Source organism: Clostridioides sp. ES-W-0016-02 (assembly GCF_020641035.1).
Classification (GTDB): domain Bacteria; phylum Bacillota; class Clostridia; order Peptostreptococcales; family Peptostreptococcaceae; genus Clostridioides.
The window spans coordinates 3367744-3391891 of the sequence record NZ_CP061361.1; the positions used below are offsets into that span (position 1 = coordinate 3367744).

Consider the following 24148-nt stretch of genomic DNA (forward strand, 5'->3'; position numbering starts at 1 on the left):
GGAGGATTAGTTACTAAAAAAATAAAACGTTTGCTTTTAGCATCATTTTTATTTTTTGTAAGCTAGGTAATTAATCCGATTTTTAATTGTATTATACAGTCACGATTTTATACTGTCAAGATTATTCTGACAATTTAATTTTAGTTTTATTTAGAATTATTAAAGTAAAAATAATAATCAATTTGTAGAATAAAATCAGTATTAAAATACTTTAATTTTCAAATTTTTGTTATTTTATTATCGAAGTTCAGTTTAATATTTATTTCTATAAAATATATACAACTTCTTATTTTAGCCATATAACACTATTTCAGTAAATATAATAAATAAAGATATATATAATAATCATAAAAATTTTAATTATTGGATAAATATAAATATTTTATTGTTTATTTAATTAAATCAGACATAGTATATATATTTTATAATACAATATTATTTTAATATATATAAAAAAAATAATTATTTTTTATTATTTTCTCATTCTCTGATATTTAAATTCTCTTCTATTAGATATTTTTTTAACATTTTTTTATAAAAAGTTTATCTTTACATACTTACAAAAAATTTATTTTTCAAAATTATAACCATTTATTTTCCCAATTTTTCTACATATTTCAATAAATAAAAATCTTAATTTTTTATTATAAAAGTAAATTATTTTTTGTATATTTATTATTACTCATGCTTTTTATTATTGCTATAAATTAATATCTATTACTATTACGAGAAAAAACGAAGAGTGATTTTTATTTAAATAATATTCAAACTTCGTTTTTTCTTACTAGCTATTTATTTAATTTCTAAATTTCTATTATTTTTTAATACTTTATCTTTTTAATAATCTATCTTTTTAATACTTCACCACATGGATTTTTAGTAACTTTACCTTCTTCTAATGCAATTTTTCCATTTACAATTACATATTCAACACCTTTGGCTAATAACTGTGGATTTGAGAAGTCAATCTCTTCAGACCTAGGATAGCCGTAGTTTTCCATATCAATAACCGCTATATCAGCTATTTTACCCTCTTTAAGTATACCTCTATCCTTTATTTTAAACTGGTTAGCTGGTAATGAAGTTACCCTTCTTACTACTTCTTCCAATCTTACACCTGATTTTTTATACATATCAAAGAAAATTGGAAATGCCCCTCTTCTTTGAAGCTCAAACCATGACATATCTCCACCTACACTAAACAAACAATCTGAACCAACCATAACAAATGGATTATTTATTATCTTTTTATCATGTAATTTATCAGGAAAATCTCCCCTGTACATTCCCCCTAGGCAAAATATAAGTTCTTCATCTCCATATAAAAGTAAATCTAGTAATAACTTATTCTCATCTATACCTTTTTGCATAGCTATTTCACGTATTGATTTCTTTTCCATATCAATATCATTGGTATTTAGAAGTATTATACTTCCTCTATCTCCAAGTATAAATGCCTCTTTTAATATCAAAGCTCTTCCTTCTTCATTACTAAGAGCATCCATAACTCCATCCATACCTAATTCAAACAAACTAGATGATATTGCCATAATAAATTGAAGTACTCTTTTTTTCTTCATACAATGTCCAGAACTTCTTGGTACTGTATCAACCATTATATCAACACCATTGTATCTAGCTTTTAATATCTCATCAAAGGCTTCTATTTCAACTGGACTTAAATGTGATACTTGGACTCTAGCACCACTTTTTTGACCTACCTCTATAGTCTCTTTTACTGCATTATATCTTCCTATGTAATCTCTAATATGAGATGTATATATACCATCATGATCCTTAATTAACTTTGCAATATCAACAAGTTCATCAATATCAGCATACTTACTTGGTATATATGCCAATCCAGTAGATATTCCAAAAGCACCACTTTTCATGCCATCATTTATTATATCTGTAATTTCATTTTTTTCTTTTTTTGTAGGAGGTCTATCTTTAGACCCTCCCATAACACTCCTTCTTATAGTCCCATGACCCAATAAAAATCCCATATTAATAGCTATTCCACTCTTAGATATAAGATCACAATATTCTATAAAACTATCCCAATGCTTATTTTTATCTATAAGATACTTTTTTTCTTCTTCAAGTAATAGACCATTCTTATACATATATTCATATATATTCTCAGAAGAATATGGTGTTATAGAATGACCACAATTACCATTTATAGTTGTTGTAACACCTTGTTTTAGGAATTTTTCAAATTTACCATCTAGTATTGCTACTATTTCTTCATGAACATGAGGGTCAATAAATCCAGGTGTTACAACTTTTTTATGACAATCTATCATTTTATTTGTATCATCATTTATCTCAGAATCTATTCTTACTATTAAATTATTTTTTATAGCTATATCTCCATAAAAACCACTTTCTCCAGTCCCATCTATTATAAATCCATTTTTTAAAACTAAATCATATGCCACATTATTCACCCCTTAAAATATAATTTTATTGCAGTAGCCTTTACTATAATTCTTTATATTTTAAACTTTTTACTTCTTTAATTTTACTAGTCTCTAAGTTTATCTTTATGCATAACTCTTGCAATCAATATAGTACCAAATACACATATAAGAACTACTAAAGATTGTGGTATTATACCTTGCTTTGATAATATAATAGTCAATACAGCTATTACAATTGCTACTAATCCTAGTTTTTTATCTTGTAAAAAAACTTGTCCAAACACTGACCCAAATAGAGCTGGTAAGATTAAATTCAATTTTTCTACTACTTCAGGTGGTATTTTAGACAACACACTTCCTCCTAAAATTACTCCAAAAGTCAAAATACTTATATTTACTAGAATAGATACAGCTATTCCTATAGTAGATATTATTGAACCTTCTTCTGTTCCAGATTCAACTTCTGCTGCTTTTTGAGCTGCTATTGAACATGGCAGTCTCATATTAGATATATTTCCAGAAAGAAAACTCATATAAGTTCCTGGTATCCCTAAAATTGGTGAATAAGAAACTGGCTCTATTATGTAGTTTGGTGCGCTCATACTAACTATTGCCATTGTACTTGCTAATAATGCTGATATTGGAGGCATAAGACCAAATCCAAAACTTAAAATTATTCCAGGAACTAATGCTGCTATAATACCTAAAGATAATGTCAATCTACCATACCTTATCATAAAAGGTAAGTACTCTTCATTGTATATAGATTTTACTTTACTCATAAAACTCCCCCCTTATATTATTGAACCTATTATCATCCCACTAAACATTGATATTGTAAGACCCCACTCTCTCAGCCATTTTATATTTTTCTTTTTTTCAATCATACAAAGTATTACCATTATTATCATTCCACTTATACATGCAATTGTTCCATTGTCAAAACGCAACACTCTATCAGCATTTAGGTATGCAAATGAACCTAACATTGCTCCTACAGATATTATTGGTATAAAGGATTTCTTACCACTAGAAATAACATTCGTTATTTTATCTAACTTATGCCCAAACAATAATGTAAATATTATCCACCCTAAAGAACCTAATATCATAGTCCAAACTGCATTTGTAAATGCTACTTTTGTCATCTCAGGAGAACCTAAAGTTATCCCTAAAGCATCTGTTCCAAACCCAGCTGACATAGATTCAAAAATTACAGAACCTATAAATGATAATCTCATCCATGCTATAGGTCCACCCATAGTTACTATAAGTGAAACCATCCCAGCAAATATAGTCATTGATGGGCCTATAGCTGAAATAGCACTACTCTTAATAGCTGATTTTATTTGCTTATCAGTTATTCCCATCGTCTTCCCAACTTTACAAGATTTTATAGCAAATACAAGAGATTGTACTACTACTATTGATACAGCTACTGTACTTGCTATCCACAAAAGTGGATGATTGGCTAATTTTAAATAATCCATTGCAAAAAACCTCCCTATAAATCCTCAAATTTTATTAAAACATTTAAGCCTTATTTCCAAACCTTATTCAATACTCTAAGTATGTTTCCACCCAACACCTTTTCTATTTCCTCATCACTATATCCATGTTTTACTAAATATCTGACAATATTTTTTGAAGTTTCAGTTGGATTTTCAAGACCTTTTACATACTCTACTTTAGGATGCTCCTTTGTCCCAGTTATTTTTTTAATATCAAATTTAGCAGCTAACACTGAATGTAATTTAACATGGTCACCGTATACTGTATCTGGTCCAAAAGCCACATGGTCTATCCCTACTAGATTTTTAATATACTCAAAATGTTCCATAAATGACTCTATTGAATGTTCTTTGTTTTTTTCAGTTATTGTAGTATGTGGTGCTGCTTCTACACCTATGACCCCACCCTTTTTCGCACATGCTATTAGTACTTCATCTGGCGTTAATCTCTTTATGTTCCACAGACTTCTTGCCCCAACATGACTCAATATTATTGGGTCCTTACTGTGTTCTATAACATCAAGTGTCGTTTGAACTCCAACATGAGAGCAATCTATTGCCATTCCAATCTTATTCATTCTTTCAACAGCTTTTCTACCAAAATTCGTAAGCCCACCATCTTTTTCTTCTTTCAATCCTGAACCCAATGCATTAGATTCACTGTATGTTATACCCATTAACCTTATGCCAAATCCATACAAAATATCTATTCTATCAAGTTCATTTTCTATTGGTGCAGCTCCTTCTAAAGTAGGTATCAAGGCCACTTTTCCTTCTTTTTTTGCTCTGTATATATCTTCTACTTTTTCACACTTTATAACAAAATCTTGGTGTGCTAAGTCACATAATCTCATACCTAAATCTATTAATATATCATCCCACTTCCATCCTGAGCTTGATGTTATTGTACATACACCATCCATTAAATTATCAAATATAGCATCGTAATATCCTCTTGATAATGCTTCATAAGCACATCTTTGTTTACCCTCTCTATTGTATTCAAATATATCTCTTTCTAAGTGTTCTGGAAATAAAACTGGATGTTCATGTAGTGATATAAATATTTTGTCATCCACTATATTTTTAACCTTAGCTTCTTGAATATCATCTAACTCGATAAGGTATTCTTTTACTCTCTTATCTCCTTTACACATCTCAATAGATGAGATATCTTTTCCCTTTTCTAAATAACTATAAGCTTCATAGCCTTTATAAGCTGACTTCATAACAATATCCTCCAAATTCTACAATTTTTTATATTTTCACTATGTAGCAATTGATATGCCAAAATATAAATTTTAATTGCATACTAAATCTTTCAAAAATAAAAACAGTAGTAAAGTGATGATTTACTACTGTTTATTAGAAATAATATTTTTTATTTTTAATTTAATATTTTTAAAATTATCTCAATATTTAAAATAATTTTACTTATTTAAGATTATTATAGGGAGTTTTTAGGGGATTTTACATTTATATCCCCCTATATTTCCCCCTTAAATTTTATATATGATATAAAATTCTTTCCTTCATCAGTTATAAAACTCCCTTGTTTTTTTACTCCAGATGACAGCAATCCATGATTTTTTAATTTATCTATTTTTTTTCTAATTTGGTCTACACTTAATGTCATACTTTTTTCTTTTAAGATTTCTTGTAATTTATTTCTTCCTAATGATATATTTTTATTATTCCAAGTTTCTATACTCATCAATATACAAATACTTTCATTAAAGAAATTTGATTGTTTGAAATCCAATATAATTGAATCAAAATTTTCATTAACTAAAGTATTGTTATTTTCAAATTTAAATTGTTCTGGCAAATGCTCATAGTCTACTCTATCTTCCTCCACTATAGTGTCAATATAATAAATCAAATTCTTAAGCTCCCTTACATTACCTGGCCACTCATACAATTTTAATACTTGCATTGATTTTTCTGTAAAACATTTATTACTATTTATTTCATCCAAAAAATACTTACTTATAAGAGGTATATCTTCCTTACGCTCTCTAAGCCTTGGTATTTCTATATGTAATACATTAATCCTATAATACAAATCTTCCCTAAAAGAACCTTCTTTAATTTTTTTCTTTAAATCCTTATTTGTAGCAGCTATAATCCTAACATCTACTGGTATAATTTTACTTCCACCCATTCTCATAACTTCTTTTTCTTGTAAGACTCTCAACAATCTTTGCTGTACCTCTAGAGATATATCACCTATCTCATCTAAAAAAATTGTTCCTGTATGCGCTCTTTCAAATATCCCTATTTTTCCGCCTTTTATCGCACCTGTGAAACTTCCTTCTTCATAGCCAAAAAGCTCACTTTCAATAAGTGTATCTGACAAAGAAGATAGATTAACTGCAACAAACGGCTTGTCTTTTCTTAGAGATTCATTATGTATTGCCTGAGCAAATATTTCCTTTCCTGTTCCATTTTCTCCAAGTATCAACACAGAAAAATCTGTAGATGCTATCTTTCTTGCGATATTAATTTTTTCTTTTATTATTTTAGTCTCACCTACAACATTCTCAAATGTGTACTTTGATACAAATCCCTTTGTCTGAAATTTATTTTGAATCTTATCCTCAAGCATCTGAATTGCACTTATATCTTTAATGCTTATAATACTTTTTATTCGCTCATTATTTTCATACACATTTACTTTATTAATTATGAGTTTTTTGTTATTTAGGCTTACTACTTCATCACTGACTTCATCCTCTTGAAAAAATATTTTTTTGATAATTTTATCACTAAATAAATCCATAAAATTATTAGATATAATCTGATTTTGGTCTACTCCAACTAGATTAGAAAATACTTTATTGCAATATATAAACTTCCCTAATTTATCAATAGAAGCAATCCCTTCATCGATAATCTCCAAAAAACTCTTCATAGTTTTATTCATAGTTGTATAGTATCTATATCCACTTACTGTGTCTTCATTATATTTTTCTTTGATAATATGTAATTTATCTATAGATATATTAAGTTTTGTAAAGATTTCTATAACTGTATTTATATCTATTATTTTAGCACCTATATCTATTATTTGCTTTAAGTTCTGTGGTACTCTATTTCTACTTCCTGTAATAATTCCAATCTCACATTTAGACTTATCACATCCTGGATAATATGGTATTAAATTAATATGAATTAATCCTAATTTTCTAATTATCTTGGCTGTTTCATCTGCTGACTCTTTATAATCATCTATAACCATAACTTCAGAATCATTTTCTATACTTATTATCTGGTTTATATTTTCAATATTTATTGTACGATGTACTATTACAATAGGTATATTTTTATCGATATTATTGTGTATATGCTCTTTTATCTCATTATCTGAACACACTATAAGTTCATACTTTAATAGTTCAATATTTATGCTATCCATATAGACTAAATTATCTATATTACAAAATTCTCCAAATATATTTTCTAATTGTTTTGAGATATCTATATTTATTTTGTCATCAGTTGATACAAATAAAATATTATGTTTTTTCATACCATCACCTCCTGTTTAGTTAATATAGAAACTAATAATTTGGTCTATTGTAGCACTTTTTAAAAAAATTTTAAATCTTAAAAATCATATTTTATACTATTTGGTAATATTTTCTACTCAAAAATAAAATGGTATAGAATTTAATCTATACCATTTTATATAATATCACCATATTTTTAATTATTAATAAGATATTTCTATTCCTCTAAAAACTGCAAGAATTCTTGATTAAATAGTTTAAGTTCATCATAGAATATTGCATGACCGCTATACTCAAAAGTATATAAAGTTGAATCCTCTATTTTTTCATTCATAAAAACTGCAAATTCATATGGGCATACTTGGTCTAATTTCCCATGAAATATACCAGTAGGCACTCTTACACATTTTAAATCATTAAACAATTTTTCATCTCTTAAAGATACAGCTGTTCCAATAGTTCCAATACCTGATGCACTAAAACCAATGTCGTTAAACCACCTTCTAAAGCTTTCTGATGGATTCGATGCAAACACTTTTTCTCCAAAATTACTTACCATTTCTGGTCTATCAGTACATGCCTGAGCTATCAGTTTATTAACATCCTCACGTGTCATACCATATGGAAACTCTGGAGGTCTTTGTACAAACGATGGTGCAGCAGCAGCAAGTAATGCTAATTTTGATACTCCATAGCCATGAAACAGACTCATATATCTAAGTACAATTGCTCCTCCCATTGAAAAACCAACAAGGGTAAAATCTCTTAATCCAATGGCATGTACCACCTTATAAATATCATCTGCTAATTGACTATAATTATACCCTCCTGATGTTGCAGCAGACTTACCAAACCCTCTTAAATCAATTGAAACGGTTCTATATCCGAGTTTTGGTAATATATTTGTTTGATATTCAAATATCTTATGTCCTAATGGCCAGCCATGTATAAAAAGTACTGTTTTTTTAGCACTCGGATTTAAATCATAAACTGCTATATTTATATCATTTACATATACATAATACATATCAATAGCAACTCCCTTCAAGAAAATGTATGATAGTCATTTTATATATATGAATAAAATGATGAATAAATAAACTTTCGAGTTTATCTGCAATACTTTTCTATTGCTTTTTTAAACAAACCTACATGGACCTTTTCATCTAAAATTATTCTATTTAATATAGCTTTTATATAAGGGTCTTCAATAATACTTATATCCTTGTAATAATTCTCAATAGCCACATACTCTAAATGTAAATCCGATTTTAATCTACTACAAATAGAATCTCCATAAAATACAAAACCACCATTCCAATATGCACCACAAGAACTTGTCGAACCTCTATATATAGGATTTCCACCCAATAATCTTATAGTCTTTGCTAATATCTCCATATGTAACATTTCTGTTATAGATATATTTATCCACATTTCACTCAGTTCTCTATAATTTTCATCTAAATCAAAGTCATGGTATAAGTACTGGGTTACACTTGTAAATTCACTCGCTACACCAGAATAATCATCCATTAATAGCTCTGCATAATACTTATTCGGCCCTAAAACTTTTATTTCTGGATACGGCTCATCACTTGAGTAGCCCTTTCTCTTGTGCATATCGTAATGTGCATCACTCATAATACATCCTCCTTTAAAATTAGCATATGATATTAATTGTATTCATCAAAGCTTTGACATATAACTTTATTAGGATAGTTAGGGTTTAATAAATAACTTAAATTAATAAAAAATCCATGCTAATAAAAATTAACATGGATTTATATTTACCTTTATATTTGTGCAATTATTTTCTGTATCTATTCATCTTTTCCTGCTACTGATAACTCTTTAATAACAACTGAAGGTGAACCTATACTACTCATTGGAAATTCTAAATCGTCTCCTATAACTTCAATATCTTTTAATAAATCGAAGTAATTACCAGCTACTGTAATTTGCTCTACTGGAAATGCTTTTTTACCATCTTTAATATAAAAACCTTTAGCTGCTAAAGAAAAATCTCCTGTTACTGAATTTGCCCCTGAATGAAGACCTGCAAAACTAATAACCATCAATCCTTCACCTATATCCTTCATAATTTCATCTAGAGATTTATCTCCTTTCTCTATATAAAAATTAGTGGGATATATGCTTATAGGTGATGAATACGAAGATTTTATTCCATTTCCTGTAGTCTTTATATTTGCCTTATTGGCTGTCTTTAAGTTATGAAGTAAAGTTATAAGCTTTCCATTTGAAACAACTTCTTTTTTAAATGTAGCTACTCCCTCATCATCGAAAGGAGTAGATGCCATACCATTTTCTAAAAGTGGGTCATCAACTATTGTAACTATAGGAGATGCTATCATATCTCCCTCTCTATCTTTCAACAAAGATAATCCTTTTTGGGCTGAATCAGCATTAAATATTCCAGAAAATGTACTAAGTAAAGATACCATTGCTTCATTAAACAATATAGTTTTATATTTGCCTGATGGTATACTCTTTCCACCTATTTTAGATAAAGCATTTTCAACTCCAAGCTTTGCTATCTCACAAGGCTTTATTTCTTCAATAGAATTTGCTATATTATATCCCACTCCATCATACTTTTGTCCATTGTCTTCTATGATAGGAACTACAAACCCTATAAGCATATTAGTTTTATTACTTAAATCAAGACCTTTAGTATTATATATACCATTACTTGATACAGAATAAGATATAGTGCATCTAGATAAATTTACTACCTTATCTGAATAAGCTTTAGTCTCTCTTTCCATTTCTAGAGCTAAATCAATCAACTTATCTGCTTCTAAATTTTCTAACTCTTTAGAATAAGTCTTTACATCATTATAGTGCTTATCTCCTTCATATATAAATTGTACATCTTCATTTTCGATAGCTCTTACCCCATCTTTTACATTTTTTATCAACATATCAACAGCTTTATCATCTAAAATTTCTGTATAAGAATAACCTACCTTTCCATTTACCTTACCTCTAAAAGATAAACCAAAAGACTTATCAAGATTGTATTTCTCAACTTCTCCTTCATATATATTTATACTTAAATTTTCCCCTGTGGAATAATACACTTCACACTCTTCAAATCCTTCACTTAGAGCTTTTTTAAATAATATATCCTTAAAACTTTTAAGTTCCATAATTATCCCTCCTATCTTCCACCTACAGTAATTTCTTTTACCCTTATCATAGGCTGACCTACATTAGTTGGTATACTTCCTGATGATGAACCACACATACCCTGAGCTTGTTTTAAGTTATCACCAACCATATCTATATTCATAAGTACATCACTACCTTTTCCAATTAAACTAGCACCTCTAACTGGCTCTTGTATTTCTCCATTTTTTATCAAGTAACCTTCTGAAACTGCAAAATTAAACTCTCCTGTTACAGGATTTACAGACCCACCACCCATTTTTTTAGCATAAAGTCCATCTGGTATTGACTTTATAATATCTTCTGGTTTATCTTCTCCAGCAGCAATATAAGTATTAGTCATTCTCGAAGTAGGAGCAAATTTATAATTCTGTCTACGAGAACTTCCTGTAGGATTCATTCCCATTCGTCTACCATTAAGTTTGTCTATCATATAAGACTTCAAAATCCCATTTTCAATCAGTATATTTTTTTGAGCTGGATTTCCCTCATCATCTATATTCATAGAGCCCCAGTAATTTGGTATTGTACCATCATCTATAGCTGTAATCTTCGTAGATGCAATTTGCTGACCTAATTTATCTGCAAATACGGAGTTTCCCTTTGCAACTGATGTAGCTTCTAAAGAATGTCCACAAGCTTCATGAAATATTACTCCACCAAAGCCATTATCTATTGCTACCATCATATTACCTGCTGGACAATTTTTAGCATGCAACATAGTATGTGCTACTCTAGCTGATTCTTTTGCATAGTATTCTGGGTCTATATCTTCAAATATTTCAAATCCTTTACAACCTCCAGGTCCTTCAAATCCAGTTTGATTTTCATTACCTTTAGATGCAATTGAACTTATTCCCAGTCTGGTTCTTATTCTTCTATCTTCAACATATATACCTTCAGTGTTTGCAATTAATATTTTTTGGTCTTTATCTGAATAGCTAACACTTACTTGAGATATATCACTACTAAATTCTTTTGCACTCTTATATGCAACCTTCATAACATTTACTTTATCTCTATTACCTATTGAATTTGGATAAATTTTTATATTATGTATGTTATTTATTTTAATACTGTCATTTAATATTACACTTTTTCCATCTTCCAATTTACCTAATGCAACAGCAGCTTTATACGCTACATCCAACAAACTATTTAATGAATTGTCACTTGTATAAGCATATATACTCTTTAACCCTTTAAATATTCTTATTCCTATACCATAGGTTCTTCCACCTATTGCATTTTCTACTTTATTATCTATTAAGCCAATAGAATTATTTATAGTGTCTTCTTCAAAAATCTCAGCAAAATCTCCTCCAGTAACTAGACACTTTTCTAATACCTTTGAAGCAATATCTTTTGAAAGCATAAATTTACCTCCTATTTTAAATTTTTATTTAACTTTTATTCAATCTTTTTTACTTGTTAATCATCATTATATACCAAATTGCTTATGAATATATTATACATATGTTTTACACTAAAATGTTATCACATTTTTATTTATACATACCCATTTATATAAGAAATTAAAATGTATAATATTATTTACTATAGAAAATAATACACTCATACATAATAAATTTTAGGAGTGAAATATATGAATCAAGAATATGTAAAAGGTAAACCTATTTTTACCAGTATAAATAAAATTCCAAGACAATTTCCATACCTTACTGATGATATTGATACAGATGTTATAATCGTTGGAGGCGGCGTAACAGGATGTATTTGTGCATACTATTTAGCTAAAAATAATATAAAATCAGTTATCCTTGAAAAAGGAAGGATTGCGCATGGAAGTACTAGTGTAACCACATCACTTTTACAGTATGAATTGGATGACAATTTGATAGATTTGACAGAAGTAATGACTCTAACTGATGCCTTAAAAGCTTATAATCTTTGTGTATCAGCACTTGAAGAGTTAGATAAATTTATAGAATTGCATGGAAATAAGTGTGATTATGCAAAAAGAGATACTTTACTTTACACTGCCAATAAACTTGAAATAAAAGCTATAAAAGAAGAATATGATTTAAGAAAAGAAAATGGATTTGATGTTGAGTATATTGATGAATCTACAAATCCTTTTGGTTTTGATTTAAAGTCAGGATTGATAGCAAAAAATGGTGGACGAGAACTAGACCCATATAAATATAGTCAGCATCTCATTGATGTAAGTCTAAAAAAAGGTCTTGAAGTATATGAAAATACAGAAGTAAAAAAAATAGACTTTTCAAATGATAAAGTAACAGCTGAAGTGTCTTATGGTTATAAAGTTTATGGTAAAAAACTAATTGTGGCTACAGGATATAATACAAGTTTATTTACAAATAGAAATTTTGCAACTAAATCTAATACCTTTAATATAGCTACAAAACCACTTAAAGATATTGATTCTTGGAAAGACAATATTCTGATTAGAGACAATTGTGACCCATATAATTATCTAAGAACCACTAAGGATAATAGATTGATTATAGGTGGCGAAGATGTAGACTTTAGTGATATAGAAGATGAGGCTTTAGCAAATAAAAAATATGATATTTTAGAACAAAGGCTAAAGGGCATGTTTAAGGATATAAAAGATATACAAATTGAGTACAAGTATTGTGGTTGCTTTGCTTCTACTTTAGATAACTTAGGTTTTATTGGACCTGATAACAAAAACCATAACTTATGGTACTGTTTAGGCTATGGAGCTAATGGAATACTTTTTGCAATATTAGGAGGTATAATGCTTAGTAAGCTATACCTTGGAGAAGAAGATAAAAATATGAGATTATTTAAGGTAAATAGATTTGACAAATAGATGTTATTATATATTAAAAGACTGTACTAAAAAAACTTTAGAATTCTAAAATCTTATTTTTAGGCAGTCTTTTATAATAATTTATTTAAAAATACTTTATTTAGAATTAAATATAAAGTAAAATATTAAAATATCACTGATAAAATTTAGTTATGATAATAATCTTTAAGTTTATTTGATGAAATATGGAGGAATTATTATGAAAGAAATACTTGTTATTGCTCCTACTAAAGGAACCTATGAAAAATCGATTCACATAGTAAAAAAATATAAGTATACAAACATTGATGTTGTATTTGGTAATTTAAAAGAAGGAATACCACTTGCCGAAAAAAGTATTAACCATGGTACTAGAATTATCATAAGTAGAGGTGGAACTTATAATATGTTAAAAGAAACATATAACATACCTATAGTTGAGATTAAAGTAGATGCTTATGATATTATAGAAAGCTATAAGGAAGTTAAAAATTCAAATGAACCATTTGGGATAATTGGATTTAATAATGTTATATATGGCTTTGATATTATAGAAGAAATATTGAATAAGAAAATAACGATGATTGAAATTGAAAAGGAAGAAGAAATTTATGATGCTATAGAAAAATATAGAAAAAAAGGCATCAATACATATATAGGTGATACTACTGTTGCACATATTGTTGAAAGACTTAATTGTAAGGGAATATTAATTGAATCTAGAGAAGAAAACATACTTAGAGCCATTCAACAAGCTGAACAAATACTCGACGCAACTAAAGATGAGCAAAAAAGAAGATTACAGATAGAAGCTATGACAGATTTTGTACATGATGGAATAATAACAGTTGATAAAAATTTTAAAATCACATTATTTAATAAGAGTGCTGAAAAAATATTTGGTATAAAAAAAGAAAATGCACTTTATCATAATGTTATAGATGTTATTCCAAACACAGTTTTACCTCAAGTAGTTGAAACCATGGAACCACAAATTGGTGAAATACAGAATATAGGAAGTACAAAAATCATTACAAATAGAGTTCCAATTATCGTTGATGGTCAAATTCAAGGAGCAGTTTCTACATTTCAAGACAGTAAGGAAATAAGTTCATTTGAGCATACAATAAGAAGAAGTCTATTAAACAAAGGTCTATCTGCTAAATACACATTTGATGATATAATCTATGCAAGTGAAAAAACAAAAGACTGTATAGAAGTTGCAAAAAAATATGCTTGCTATGATACTCCAATGATTATTACAGGGGAATCTGGTGTTGGTAAAGAGTTATTTTGTCAAAGTATTCATAATTATAGCAAACGTAAAAATGCTCCTTTTGTTGCTGTAAACTGTGCTGCAATACCTCCATCTTTAATAGAAAGTGAGTTCTTTGGATATGAGGAGGGCTCATTCACAGGAGCAAGAAAAAAAGGAAAAACAGGTGTATTTGAATTGGCACATGAAGGAACAATCTTTCTCGATGAAATAAGTGAAATTCCAATTGAACTTCAAGGAAGATTATTAAGAGTCTTGCAAGAAAAGCAAGTTATGAGAATTGGTGGTGATAAAGTTATTCCCATAGATGTAAAAATAATTTGTGCTTCAAATAAAGACTTAAAAGATATGATGCGTGATGGTTTATTTAGACGAGACCTTTACTTTAGAATAAATATATTAACATTGTATCTTCCTTCACTCAAGGAGAGAAAAGAAGACATCATAAAATTATCAGAATTTTTCATAAAAAAATATTCAGCTAAATACAATAAGATACCTTTAATTATCACTCCAAATATCAGACAAGCTCTTCTTGAAAAAGAATATGAAGGAAATATAAGAGAATTAGAAGGAATAATCGAGAGAGCTGTTATTATAGAATCATTTGATTCAATTTTATCAGAAAAATACAATAGTGAATATGCAAATACTATAAATGATACAGATAAGGCTGATTTTAAATGTAATAACTTAGACTTAAAAACACTAGAAAAGAAATATATCTATAAAGTCTATAATGAAAATAATAGAAACACTACAAAAACTTGTGAAATACTAAAAATCACTCGCTCCACCCTATGGAGAAAGTTAAAAGAAATTGAAAGTGATGTTTAAAAATAATACATATATAATATATCGAAACGTTTTATGTTTAATTTTAATACATAAAACGTTTCTTTATTTCTATTTAAAATTCTACTACATAATAAATAGATTATTTTTTTCGCTACATTTTTCCATATAATTTTTTTAATCTAAGCAATCTACAGTATTTTATACGAATATTAAAAATACTTATAAAAATAAAAACTATATAACACCTATATTGGCATAGTAATTGCTTTTAAATACTTATATAAAAATTAAAAGGAGTGATACTAGATGCATATCTTAAAATCGGTGAAAAAGATACCAGGAGGACTTATGGTCTGTCCCCTGCTATTGGGAGCACTATTTAATACAGTATGTCCACAGGCTCTTGAAATTGGAGGATTTACAACTTCCTTATTTAAAACTGGTGCAATGAGTATACTTGCTCTATTTTGTCTATGTAATGGCGCTCAAATCAACATAAGACAAGCAGGCAAACCTTTGACTAAGGGCATAGTACTCACGGCAACAAAATTTGTAATTGGTGCAGTACTAGGTATTATTGTTAGTAAATTCATTGGGCCTAAAGGCATAATTGGTATTACACCTCTTGCTATAGTTGCTACTATGACTAATTCAAATGGAGGTCTCTTTGCTGCTCTTGCTGGTGAATATGGAGATTCTACAGATGTTGGTGCGATATCTATCTTATCTCTAAATGATGGTCCATTTTTTACGATGCTTGCCTTTGGAGTAACTGGACTTGCAAATGTGCCTATAGTAGCTTTATTTGCAGCACTCATACCAATATTACTTGGATTTATACTTGGTAATCTCGATGAAGATATACGAGAATTTCTTGCACCTGGTACAACATTGTTAATACCTTTCTTTGCTTTTCCTTTAGGAGCTGCATTAAACTTTAACCAAATTATAACTGCTGGATTCCCTGGAGTTATACTAGGTCTTGCTGTAACTCTAATAACAGGTATGGGTGGATATTTTGTAATGAAACTTATACGTGCAGAACATCCAGCAGTAGGTGCAGCTACTGGTACGACAGCAGGTAATGCGGCTGGTACTCCTGAAGCTTTAGCCGCTATTGACCCTACACTTGCTACAATTGCGGCTGTTTCAACAGTACAAGTTGCTGCAGCTATCATTGTTACAGCAATATGCTGTCCAATGCTCGTCTCCTATTTGGATAAAAGAGAAAAAAGAAAAAAAGCTATTTTTAAAACAAATAAAAACATAGAAGTAAACTAATATTTTTAGGAGGTAAAAATATGAATGCAATTATTCATGCAAATGAAAAAGACAATCTAGTTACATGTGTTAGACCTTTAGTTAAAGGTGAAAAAGTTTCAATTGATGGAAAATCTTATATAGTAAATGATAATATTCCTGTTTTTCATAAAATGGCTACAGAAGATGTGAAAAAAGGTGATGTTGTTTATAAATATGGAGAGATTATAGGAATTGCAACAGTTGACATAAAAACTGGTGACTATGTTCATGTACATAATATTGAAAGTACGCGTGGTCGCGGAGATAAAAAATAGGAGGTAATAAAAATGAAACTAATGGGTTATTTAAGAGAAAATGGACAATATGGTATTCGTAATCATATTTTAGTTATTCCAACATCTGTCTGTTCAAGTGAGACAGCTACAAGAGTTGCAGCACTTGTTCCTGGAGCAATAGCTATCCCACACCAACATGGATGTTGTCAAATTGGCTCTGATATAGAGCTTACAGAAAAAACATTGATAGGATTTGGTAAAAACCCTAATGTAGCTGCTGTTTTAGTAGTTGGACTTGGATGTGATGGTATTCAAGCAAAAGATTTAGCATCTGAAATATCTACAACAGGAAAAAAAGTCGACTATGTTGTTATACAAGAATGTGGTGGAACACTAAAAGCAATAGCTAAAGGTGCTGAAATAGCAAGTCAGATGGCTCGTGAAATATCAAAAGAAGTAAGAGTTGAATTTGATATGAGCGAAATTACATTGGCACTTGAATGTGGTGGTTCTGACCCAACAAGTGGAATTGCATCAAACCCTTCAATAGGAATTGCATCAAATCTTCTTATAGATGAGGGTGGCAGTAGTATATTAAGTGAGACTACAGAAGTAATTGGTGCAGAACATTTATTGGCTACTCGCTTTGAAGATGAAAACATGAAAGAAAAATTTCTTAAATTTGTAAATGATGTAGAAAAAAGAGCAATTACTATGGGAGAAGATTTACGTAGTGGTCAACCTACTCCAGGTAATAAAGCTGGTGGATTATCAACAATTGAAGAAAAATCACTTGGCTGTATGTATAAAGCAGGGAACAAACCATTCAAGGGTGCTCTTGAATATGCTGAAATTTTACCTTCAGATAAAAAAGGTTTATATTTTATGGATACTCCAGGTCAAGATATAGATTCTATCACTGGTATGGTGGCAGGTGGTGCACAGATTGTAATCTTCTCAACTGGTAGAGGTACTCCAACAGGAAGCCCAATTTCGCCAGTTATTAAAATTACTGGAAACAGTGATACATACAATAAAATGATAGATAATATCGATATAAATGCAGGTAGAATTATAACAGAGGGCGCTAAAATTAAAGATATAGGTAAGGAAATATTCGATGAAATAGTGGAAGTATGTAATGGTAAACACACTAAAGCTGAAAGCCTTGGCCATAGAGAATTTGGTATTTACAGAATTGCATCTACTTTCTAGTTTGTAATAAATATAAGGTATTGTTTTATGAATTCAATATTTGTACATATACTATAAATTAAAAATCCTTTATAAATGTTTTTTCAACCTCAAAAAGGACTGTATCAAAATAGTTAAAATAATTTTGAAAACAGTTCTTTTTTTATTTATAAAATATTCTAATTCATAACAATATTATTTAATTAAATTCCAGTATAAATTATAAGAATAGCTTCTCTACTTTTTAAAATAATTTACATAAGAATAGACGTAAAGATAAAATTTAGTACCTTCACAGATAGAAATATTTGGTATAATATGTCTGAGAGGAGTCTTCTTTGTAAGCCAATAAAGGATGGAGGATGGAACATAAAAAATGTATACTAAAAGCGTACAAAATAAAAAAATAATAATTACCTTATTGCTAACACTCCTTATAATTGTGTCCTTAGTTTGTGTTTCTTTTGTTATGACACTGCGTAAAGTAACTCATCGTGAAACAGAACGGTATCTTACAGAAATCTCAGAGAGTGTCTCCACTACAATTAATGAAAAATGTAAAAGTATATTTAAAATATTATACTCTATAGGAGATACTTACTTTCAGTTTAGTGATAACAATAAAAATGTCACTGAATATTTATCTAAAAAATCAGAATTACTGAAGTTTGATTGGTTAGGTGTTGCTGATTCTAGTGGGAATTTTATAGGCACTGATGAAAGTACAGGTAATGTTAAAGAGCAGTATTTTTATAGAAAAGCGCTTCAAGGTGAGGAGACAATTACTCCAATCAAATCTCAATCTGGTATATATGGAATTTTATATTCTGTACCACTTTATGAAGATGATAAAATAACTGGAGCTATTACTGCTTGGAATACTCTTGATACTATGAGAATGTTACTAAGCGTGGAGAGTTTTGGTGGTGAAGGATTTTCTCAAATCATTGACAAAAATGGAAATTTCATTGTAAGTTCAGACAACAAAAACGCACCAAAAAATGTTGTAAACTTTTTTGACACAATTAAAAAACATGGAAGCTATACTGGTAAAGATACTCTTAGAGAAATGAAGACAAATTTAAAAGAGAACAAAAAAGGTTCTATGTACTTTACATTGGATGATGGTATTTATAAAGCTATGCACTATGTTCCTCTGGAAGAGGAAAACCTATATCTACTTTCAATTGTTCCAGTAAAAGTAGCAAATGCACAGTTTGATTTACTTCTAAAAAAAGCAGTCTTTATCAACATTTTAATTATTATATTATTTTTATTACTTATCATATTAATTATATTTATAAATCGCAAAAATAGAGAACAACTTATAAAAATCGCCTATGTAGACCCTGTAACTAAAGGCTATAGTAAGGCACGTTTTGATATGGAAGCTAAAGCAATCATAGAATAAACTTCAGCAGGAACCTATTCATTAGTATCTATAAATATTAATAAATTCAAACTTATTAATGATTCTTTTGGTAGTGATGCTGGAGATAAAACATTAAAATATATACATGATGTAATTGCTAATTATTTGGAACGAGAAGAATTACTTTGTAGAGTTTCTAATGACCAGTTTAATATTCTTATTAAAACTATTTCACAAAAAGAAATTCTTAAGTACATAGAAAATATTACAAATGATATTAACAGTTTCAACAAAGATAAAGAATGTAAATATTTTATAGCTCTTTCCATAGGTGTCTATAAAATTGATGACCCAAATATACCACTAGTATCAATTCAAGACCGTGCAAATGTAGCACGAAAAAACATTAAAGGAAATACTGTAACTCATCCACTTTACACATGTGTATTTTATAGTGATTTAGAACGTTTGAGAATGCTTAAAGAAAAAGAAATGGAAAATAGAATGGAAGAAGCATTAGATAATAATGAATTTGTAGTCTATCTCCAACCTAAAGTAAACCTTAAAAACAATAATATTGTAGGTGCAGAAGCATTAGTGCGATGGCAAGACCCAGATAGAGGTCTTATTCCACCAAATGATTTTATTCCTTTTTTTGAAAAAAATGGCTTCATCATCAAACTTGACCATTATGTGTTTGAAAAATCGTGTGCCATGATACGAAAATGGATAGATAATGGGGAAACTCCAATACCTATTTCAGTTAATTTTTCACGTGCTCATTTAAATAATAAAGATTTTTTAGAAAAATACAAAACAATTCGTGATAAATACGATGTCCCTGCTAAACTTTTGGAAATCGAATTAACTGAGACACTCATCTTTGATAACTTACAAATGTTACTCAATGTAATAGACCAAATCCATGAGGAAGGTTTTCAATGTTCACTAGATGATTTTGGAAGTGGATATTCTTCACTTAACATGCTAAAAGAAATAAAAGTTGATACTCTAAAACTTGACCGAGCATTTTTTAGTTCTCCCAACGCAGATAATGTATCTGAAAATTATGTAATAGAATCTGTAGTTGAGCTAGCAAAAAAATTAAATATGAATAGTGTATCAGAGGGTGTTGAAACAATCTTACAGATGGAATATCTAAAGAAAATTAATTGTGATATGATACAAGGATATGTTTTTTCTAAACCTATACCTCAAGAAATATTTGAAAAAATGACTTTTGGAAAAACACTAGATGAAGTCAATACAAACGATGCTGTAAAATAATATCCTGTCTCTATAAAATGATTTTAATCATTTTGAGACAGGACTTTTTATTTTTCAACATTTTATGCTTGATTCATCTTAAATTCTCGTCTTAAGAACAATAATACAATTATCATAGCAATAAAATCTGCAATTGGCTGTGCTAACCAAACTCCATCTAAATTAAATCGAATTGGAAGTACAATAATTAATGGTATAAATAAAATAAACTGTCTCAAAAGAGTCAAAAACATAGAATGTTTAACTTTACTCACACATTGAAAATACACAGGCCCAATAATAGAAATCCCCATTATAGGTAAAGTGATTAAATTTATATTTATACCTCTTACAGCTATTTCCATTAGATTTGAATCTTTATTGAATATGCCAACAAATACTTCAGGGTATACCTGCACTACTAAAAATCCAAAAGATAATATAACTATAGATACTATGATAGACAATATTAAGGTTTTCTTTGTACGTTCAAATTGCTTTGCTCCATAATTATATGATATTATAGTTTGCATACCTTGATTTAGACCAAATACAGGCATCATAAACATCAATAAAATAGATGTAAGAGCTGTCATAGCTCCAATAGCTAAATCTCCACCATAAGCCTTTAGAGAGTTATTAGTAAATACATGAGTTATACTTATAGCTACTTCCATTGCAAATGGTGTCATACCTATTGCAAATATTTTTTTGGTTATATTTGTATCTAATTTTAAATTGTATTTTTTTAATTTTAAATTAGATTTTCCTCTTATAAAATAATGGGCTACCCAAGTAAACACCACTACTTGACAGAGTACAGTTGCTATAGCTGCTCCTTTTATACCTAAGTTAAACACAAATATGAATATTGGGTCTAATATCAAATTTAGTATACAACCTACTATCATTGTTCTAGCTGCTAACTTAGGATTTCCCTCTGCTCTAATTGCATTATTTAAAGAAAATGCAATTAGATTAAATGGAGTTCCAAGCAATATAACACTCATATAATCTTTTGCATAAGATATTGAATCTTTGCTTGCTCCCAAAAGAAAAAGTATGTCTTCTAAAAAAACTAATCCTAATACAGTTATAATTATAGAAATAATTATAGATAGTGTAAGGGCATTACCCAATATTTTTTCTGCTTCTTTTTTATTTCTTTCTCCTAGCTTTATAGACAAGCTTGTACTAGCACCTACTGATACTAACATTCCAAAAGCTATTATCAGTGTAAACACTGGCATAGTTACACCAAGTCCTGCAATAGCTATAGACCCAACTCCTTCCATAGAACCAATAAAGGCTCTATCTACTACATTGTAAAGCGATGTTACCATCATAGCTATTATTGCAGGTATTGAGTATCTAAATAATAAAATCCATATTTTTTCATGTCTTAATGCTTCTTGATTTTCCATGTTGTCACCATTTATACCATGTCATAAGTTATACAAATTGGTTTATTTGTCCTTGGGTCTGTAGCTATCTCTGCATCGATATTAAACAACTCCTTCAGATTGTCTTTTGTCATAACATCGTATGCATTACCTTGACAAACTATCTTACCTTTCTTAATACCTATCATGTGGTCAGCAAATCGTGCTGCGTTATTAAGTTCATGTATTACCATGACAATAGTTCTTCCTTGTTTTTTGTTTAATTCCTCTAATAATTTTAGTATTTCTAATTGATGAGCTAAATCTAAATATGTTGTAGGCTCATCTAACAAAAGTATATCAGTCTCTTGTGCCAAAGCCATAGCTATCCATGCTCTTTGTCTTTGTCCGCCTGACAAATCTTCCATATTTCTATCCTTAAATTCTGAAATTCCAGTAACTTCTAAGCTCCAATTTACAATATCTCTGTCTTCTCTACTAGAATTTCCAAATCCACTTTTATGAGGGAATCTTCCATATGAAATTAGCTCTGAAACAGTAAGCCCGCTAGGAGCTTGAGGGCTTTGTGGAAGTACAGCCATACTTTTCGCTATCTCCTTAGATTTTTTCTTATATATATCTTCTCCATTTATATATATACTTCCATTTTTAGGGCTAATAATTCTCCCTATTGTTTTAAGTATTGTAGACTTTCCACAACCATTAGCCCCTATTATAGTAGTTATTTTTCCTTTTGGTATATTTAAATTTAAATCTTTTATAATATCGGTATTTCCATATGATACATTTAGATTTTTAGTATTTATACAATTCATAATAACACCCTTTCCTAATCATTTGACAACATTAAATAAATAAAGTATGGTACTCCTATTATGGATACAACTATACCTACTGGTATTTCTATAGGAGCAAGAAGATTTCTAGATATAGTGTCTGCCACCAAAAGTAATAATGTACCTATCAGCGCTGATACTGGTATTAGTCTTTTATGTCTTGGACCTATTATCTTTCTTCCTATGTGTGGTGCTATTAAACCTAAAAACGAAATACTACCTGCTACTGATGTTGATACACCAGATAAAATTACTGCATATATTATGAGTCTTCTTCTTTGCTTCTCCACATCTACACCAAGACTTGTAGACACTTCATCACCTAAGTTCAAAACATCAATATACTTAGCCTTATACATAGTTATTCCCATAAAAATCACTATAAATGGAAGTACAGCTATTACATATTTCCAACTAGTTCCCCAAATGCTACCTGATGTCCATACCATAACTCTATTAAATTCTTGTGTTGTAAATTTCAATTGAAATATCGTCAAAATTGAAGTAAAAGCTATATTTACACCTATACCAATCAGTAGTAACCTTGATGAATTTATTCCACCTTTCCATGCAAGAGAATATATCAAAAATGCTCCAAACAAAGCTCCTACAAGTGCAACAACTGGCATTGTAAATACAGTGAGATTACTCATACCTTCATAAACATTACCATTCATAAGATATATATAAACTACTACAAATAATGCTGCTCCTGAATTTATACCCAAAATTCCAGAGTCAGCCAAATCATTCTTTGTAACTCCTTGAAGTATTACACCTGCTGTTGATAATGCTGAACCAACCAATAAAGCTATTATTATCCTTGGCAATCTCAGTTTAAATATTGCAATTTCATGATTACGTTGACCTTGTCCTATAAAAGTCTTTATGACATCCATTGGTTCTATAGAAAATGAACCTAAATTTAAACTAACTAGAAAAGCAATAAAAATAAGTACCATTAAAATTGAAATAACAAGTAAAGTTTTAGAATTTGTTTTTATAATATTTTTCATAGCAC

19 protein-coding genes are annotated in these 24148 nt (G+C 29.2%); 7 read left to right on the top strand and 12 right to left on the bottom strand.

What is annotated here, in order from left to right:
• Positions 1 to 845: 845 nt before the first annotated feature.
• From IC758_RS15755 to IC758_RS15795, 9 genes are all read right to left on the bottom strand, one after another.
• Positions 846 to 2447 carry an N-acyl-D-amino-acid deacylase family protein gene (locus tag IC758_RS15755; RefSeq protein WP_227860578.1) on the bottom strand — a complete coding sequence of 534 codons (1602 nt, stop codon included), beginning with the start codon at positions 2445 to 2447 and terminating at the stop codon, positions 846 to 848.
• Between the two features lie 86 nt (positions 2448 to 2533).
• Positions 2534 to 3211 (bottom strand): hypothetical protein, encoded by a 678-nt coding sequence (locus tag IC758_RS15760; RefSeq protein WP_227482053.1) that lies wholly within the window; start codon positions 3209 to 3211, stop codon positions 2534 to 2536.
• Between the two features lie 12 nt (positions 3212 to 3223).
• A complete protein-coding gene (locus tag IC758_RS15765; RefSeq protein ID WP_227434343.1) occupies positions 3224 to 3919 on the bottom strand; it encodes a DUF5058 family protein in 696 nt (231 codons plus the stop codon).
• A gap of 50 nt (positions 3920 to 3969) precedes the next feature.
• Complete coding sequence (locus IC758_RS15770; RefSeq protein ID WP_227860579.1) at positions 3970 to 5169, bottom strand: dipeptidase; 1200 nt, start codon at positions 5167 to 5169, stop codon at positions 3970 to 3972.
• A 257-nt stretch (positions 5170 to 5426) separates the two neighbouring features.
• Complete coding sequence (locus IC758_RS15775; RefSeq protein ID WP_227860580.1) at positions 5427 to 7472, bottom strand: sigma-54 interaction domain-containing protein; 2046 nt, start codon at positions 7470 to 7472, stop codon at positions 5427 to 5429.
• A 197-nt stretch (positions 7473 to 7669) separates the two neighbouring features.
• Positions 7670 to 8479: an alpha/beta fold hydrolase gene (locus IC758_RS15780; RefSeq protein WP_227434340.1), complete on the bottom strand. Its 810-nt coding sequence runs from the start codon at positions 8477 to 8479 to the stop codon at positions 7670 to 7672.
• An 83-nt stretch (positions 8480 to 8562) separates the two neighbouring features.
• Positions 8563 to 9096 (bottom strand): ferritin-like domain-containing protein, encoded by a 534-nt coding sequence (locus IC758_RS15785; protein WP_227434339.1) that lies wholly within the window; start codon positions 9094 to 9096, stop codon positions 8563 to 8565.
• 179 nt (positions 9097 to 9275) lie between these two features.
• Positions 9276 to 10625, bottom strand: a complete 1350-nt coding sequence (locus IC758_RS15790; protein WP_227860581.1) for a TldD/PmbA family protein — start codon at positions 10623 to 10625, stop codon at positions 9276 to 9278.
• Between the two features lie 11 nt (positions 10626 to 10636).
• Positions 10637 to 12019 (bottom strand): TldD/PmbA family protein, encoded by a 1383-nt coding sequence (locus tag IC758_RS15795; protein WP_227482048.1) that lies wholly within the window; start codon positions 12017 to 12019, stop codon positions 10637 to 10639.
• Positions 12020 to 12250: 231 nt separating this feature from the next.
• On the opposite strand from IC758_RS15795, the gene IC758_RS15800 reads away from it, so the two are divergent.
• From IC758_RS15800 to IC758_RS15830, 7 genes are all read left to right on the top strand, one after another.
• Positions 12251 to 13465, top strand: coding sequence for an NAD(P)/FAD-dependent oxidoreductase (locus IC758_RS15800; RefSeq protein WP_227482047.1), 1215 nt, complete (start codon positions 12251 to 12253; stop codon positions 13463 to 13465).
• Between the two features lie 199 nt (positions 13466 to 13664).
• Positions 13665 to 15557 carry a sigma 54-interacting transcriptional regulator gene (locus IC758_RS15805; protein WP_227434335.1) on the top strand — a complete coding sequence of 631 codons (1893 nt, stop codon included), beginning with the start codon at positions 13665 to 13667 and terminating at the stop codon, positions 15555 to 15557.
• A 267-nt stretch (positions 15558 to 15824) separates the two neighbouring features.
• Positions 15825 to 16799 carry a 2-keto-3-deoxygluconate permease gene (locus IC758_RS15810; RefSeq protein WP_227434334.1) on the top strand — a complete coding sequence of 325 codons (975 nt, stop codon included), beginning with the start codon at positions 15825 to 15827 and terminating at the stop codon, positions 16797 to 16799.
• A gap of 20 nt (positions 16800 to 16819) precedes the next feature.
• Positions 16820 to 17095, top strand: coding sequence for a UxaA family hydrolase (locus tag IC758_RS15815; RefSeq protein ID WP_009891186.1), 276 nt, complete (start codon positions 16820 to 16822; stop codon positions 17093 to 17095).
• A 12-nt stretch (positions 17096 to 17107) separates the two neighbouring features.
• Complete coding sequence (locus IC758_RS15820; RefSeq protein WP_227824348.1) at positions 17108 to 18271, top strand: UxaA family hydrolase; 1164 nt, start codon at positions 17108 to 17110, stop codon at positions 18269 to 18271.
• A 355-nt stretch (positions 18272 to 18626) separates the two neighbouring features.
• Entirely contained in the window at positions 18627 to 19661 is a 1035-nt protein-coding gene (locus tag IC758_RS15825) for a cache domain-containing protein (protein ID WP_227860582.1), read from the top strand.
• Between the two features lie 54 nt (positions 19662 to 19715).
• Positions 19716 to 20909, top strand: coding sequence for a GGDEF domain-containing phosphodiesterase (locus tag IC758_RS15830; protein ID WP_255630993.1), 1194 nt, complete (start codon positions 19716 to 19718; stop codon positions 20907 to 20909).
• Positions 20910 to 20971: 62 nt separating this feature from the next.
• Here the strand turns inward: IC758_RS15830 and IC758_RS15835 are convergent, their stop codons facing one another.
• Genes IC758_RS15835 through IC758_RS15845 form a run of 3 tightly spaced genes read right to left on the bottom strand, consistent with a single transcriptional unit; the run spans position 20972 to position 24143 of the window.
• Positions 20972 to 22312 carry an MATE family efflux transporter gene (locus tag IC758_RS15835; protein ID WP_227860583.1) on the bottom strand — a complete coding sequence of 447 codons (1341 nt, stop codon included), beginning with the start codon at positions 22310 to 22312 and terminating at the stop codon, positions 20972 to 20974.
• Between the two features lie 11 nt (positions 22313 to 22323).
• A complete protein-coding gene (locus IC758_RS15840; protein ID WP_227433986.1) occupies positions 22324 to 23106 on the bottom strand; it encodes an ABC transporter ATP-binding protein in 783 nt (260 codons plus the stop codon).
• A 14-nt stretch (positions 23107 to 23120) separates the two neighbouring features.
• Positions 23121 to 24143, bottom strand: a complete 1023-nt coding sequence (locus tag IC758_RS15845) for a FecCD family ABC transporter permease (protein ID WP_227860584.1) — start codon at positions 24141 to 24143, stop codon at positions 23121 to 23123.
• Positions 24144 to 24148: the final 5 nt, after the last annotated feature.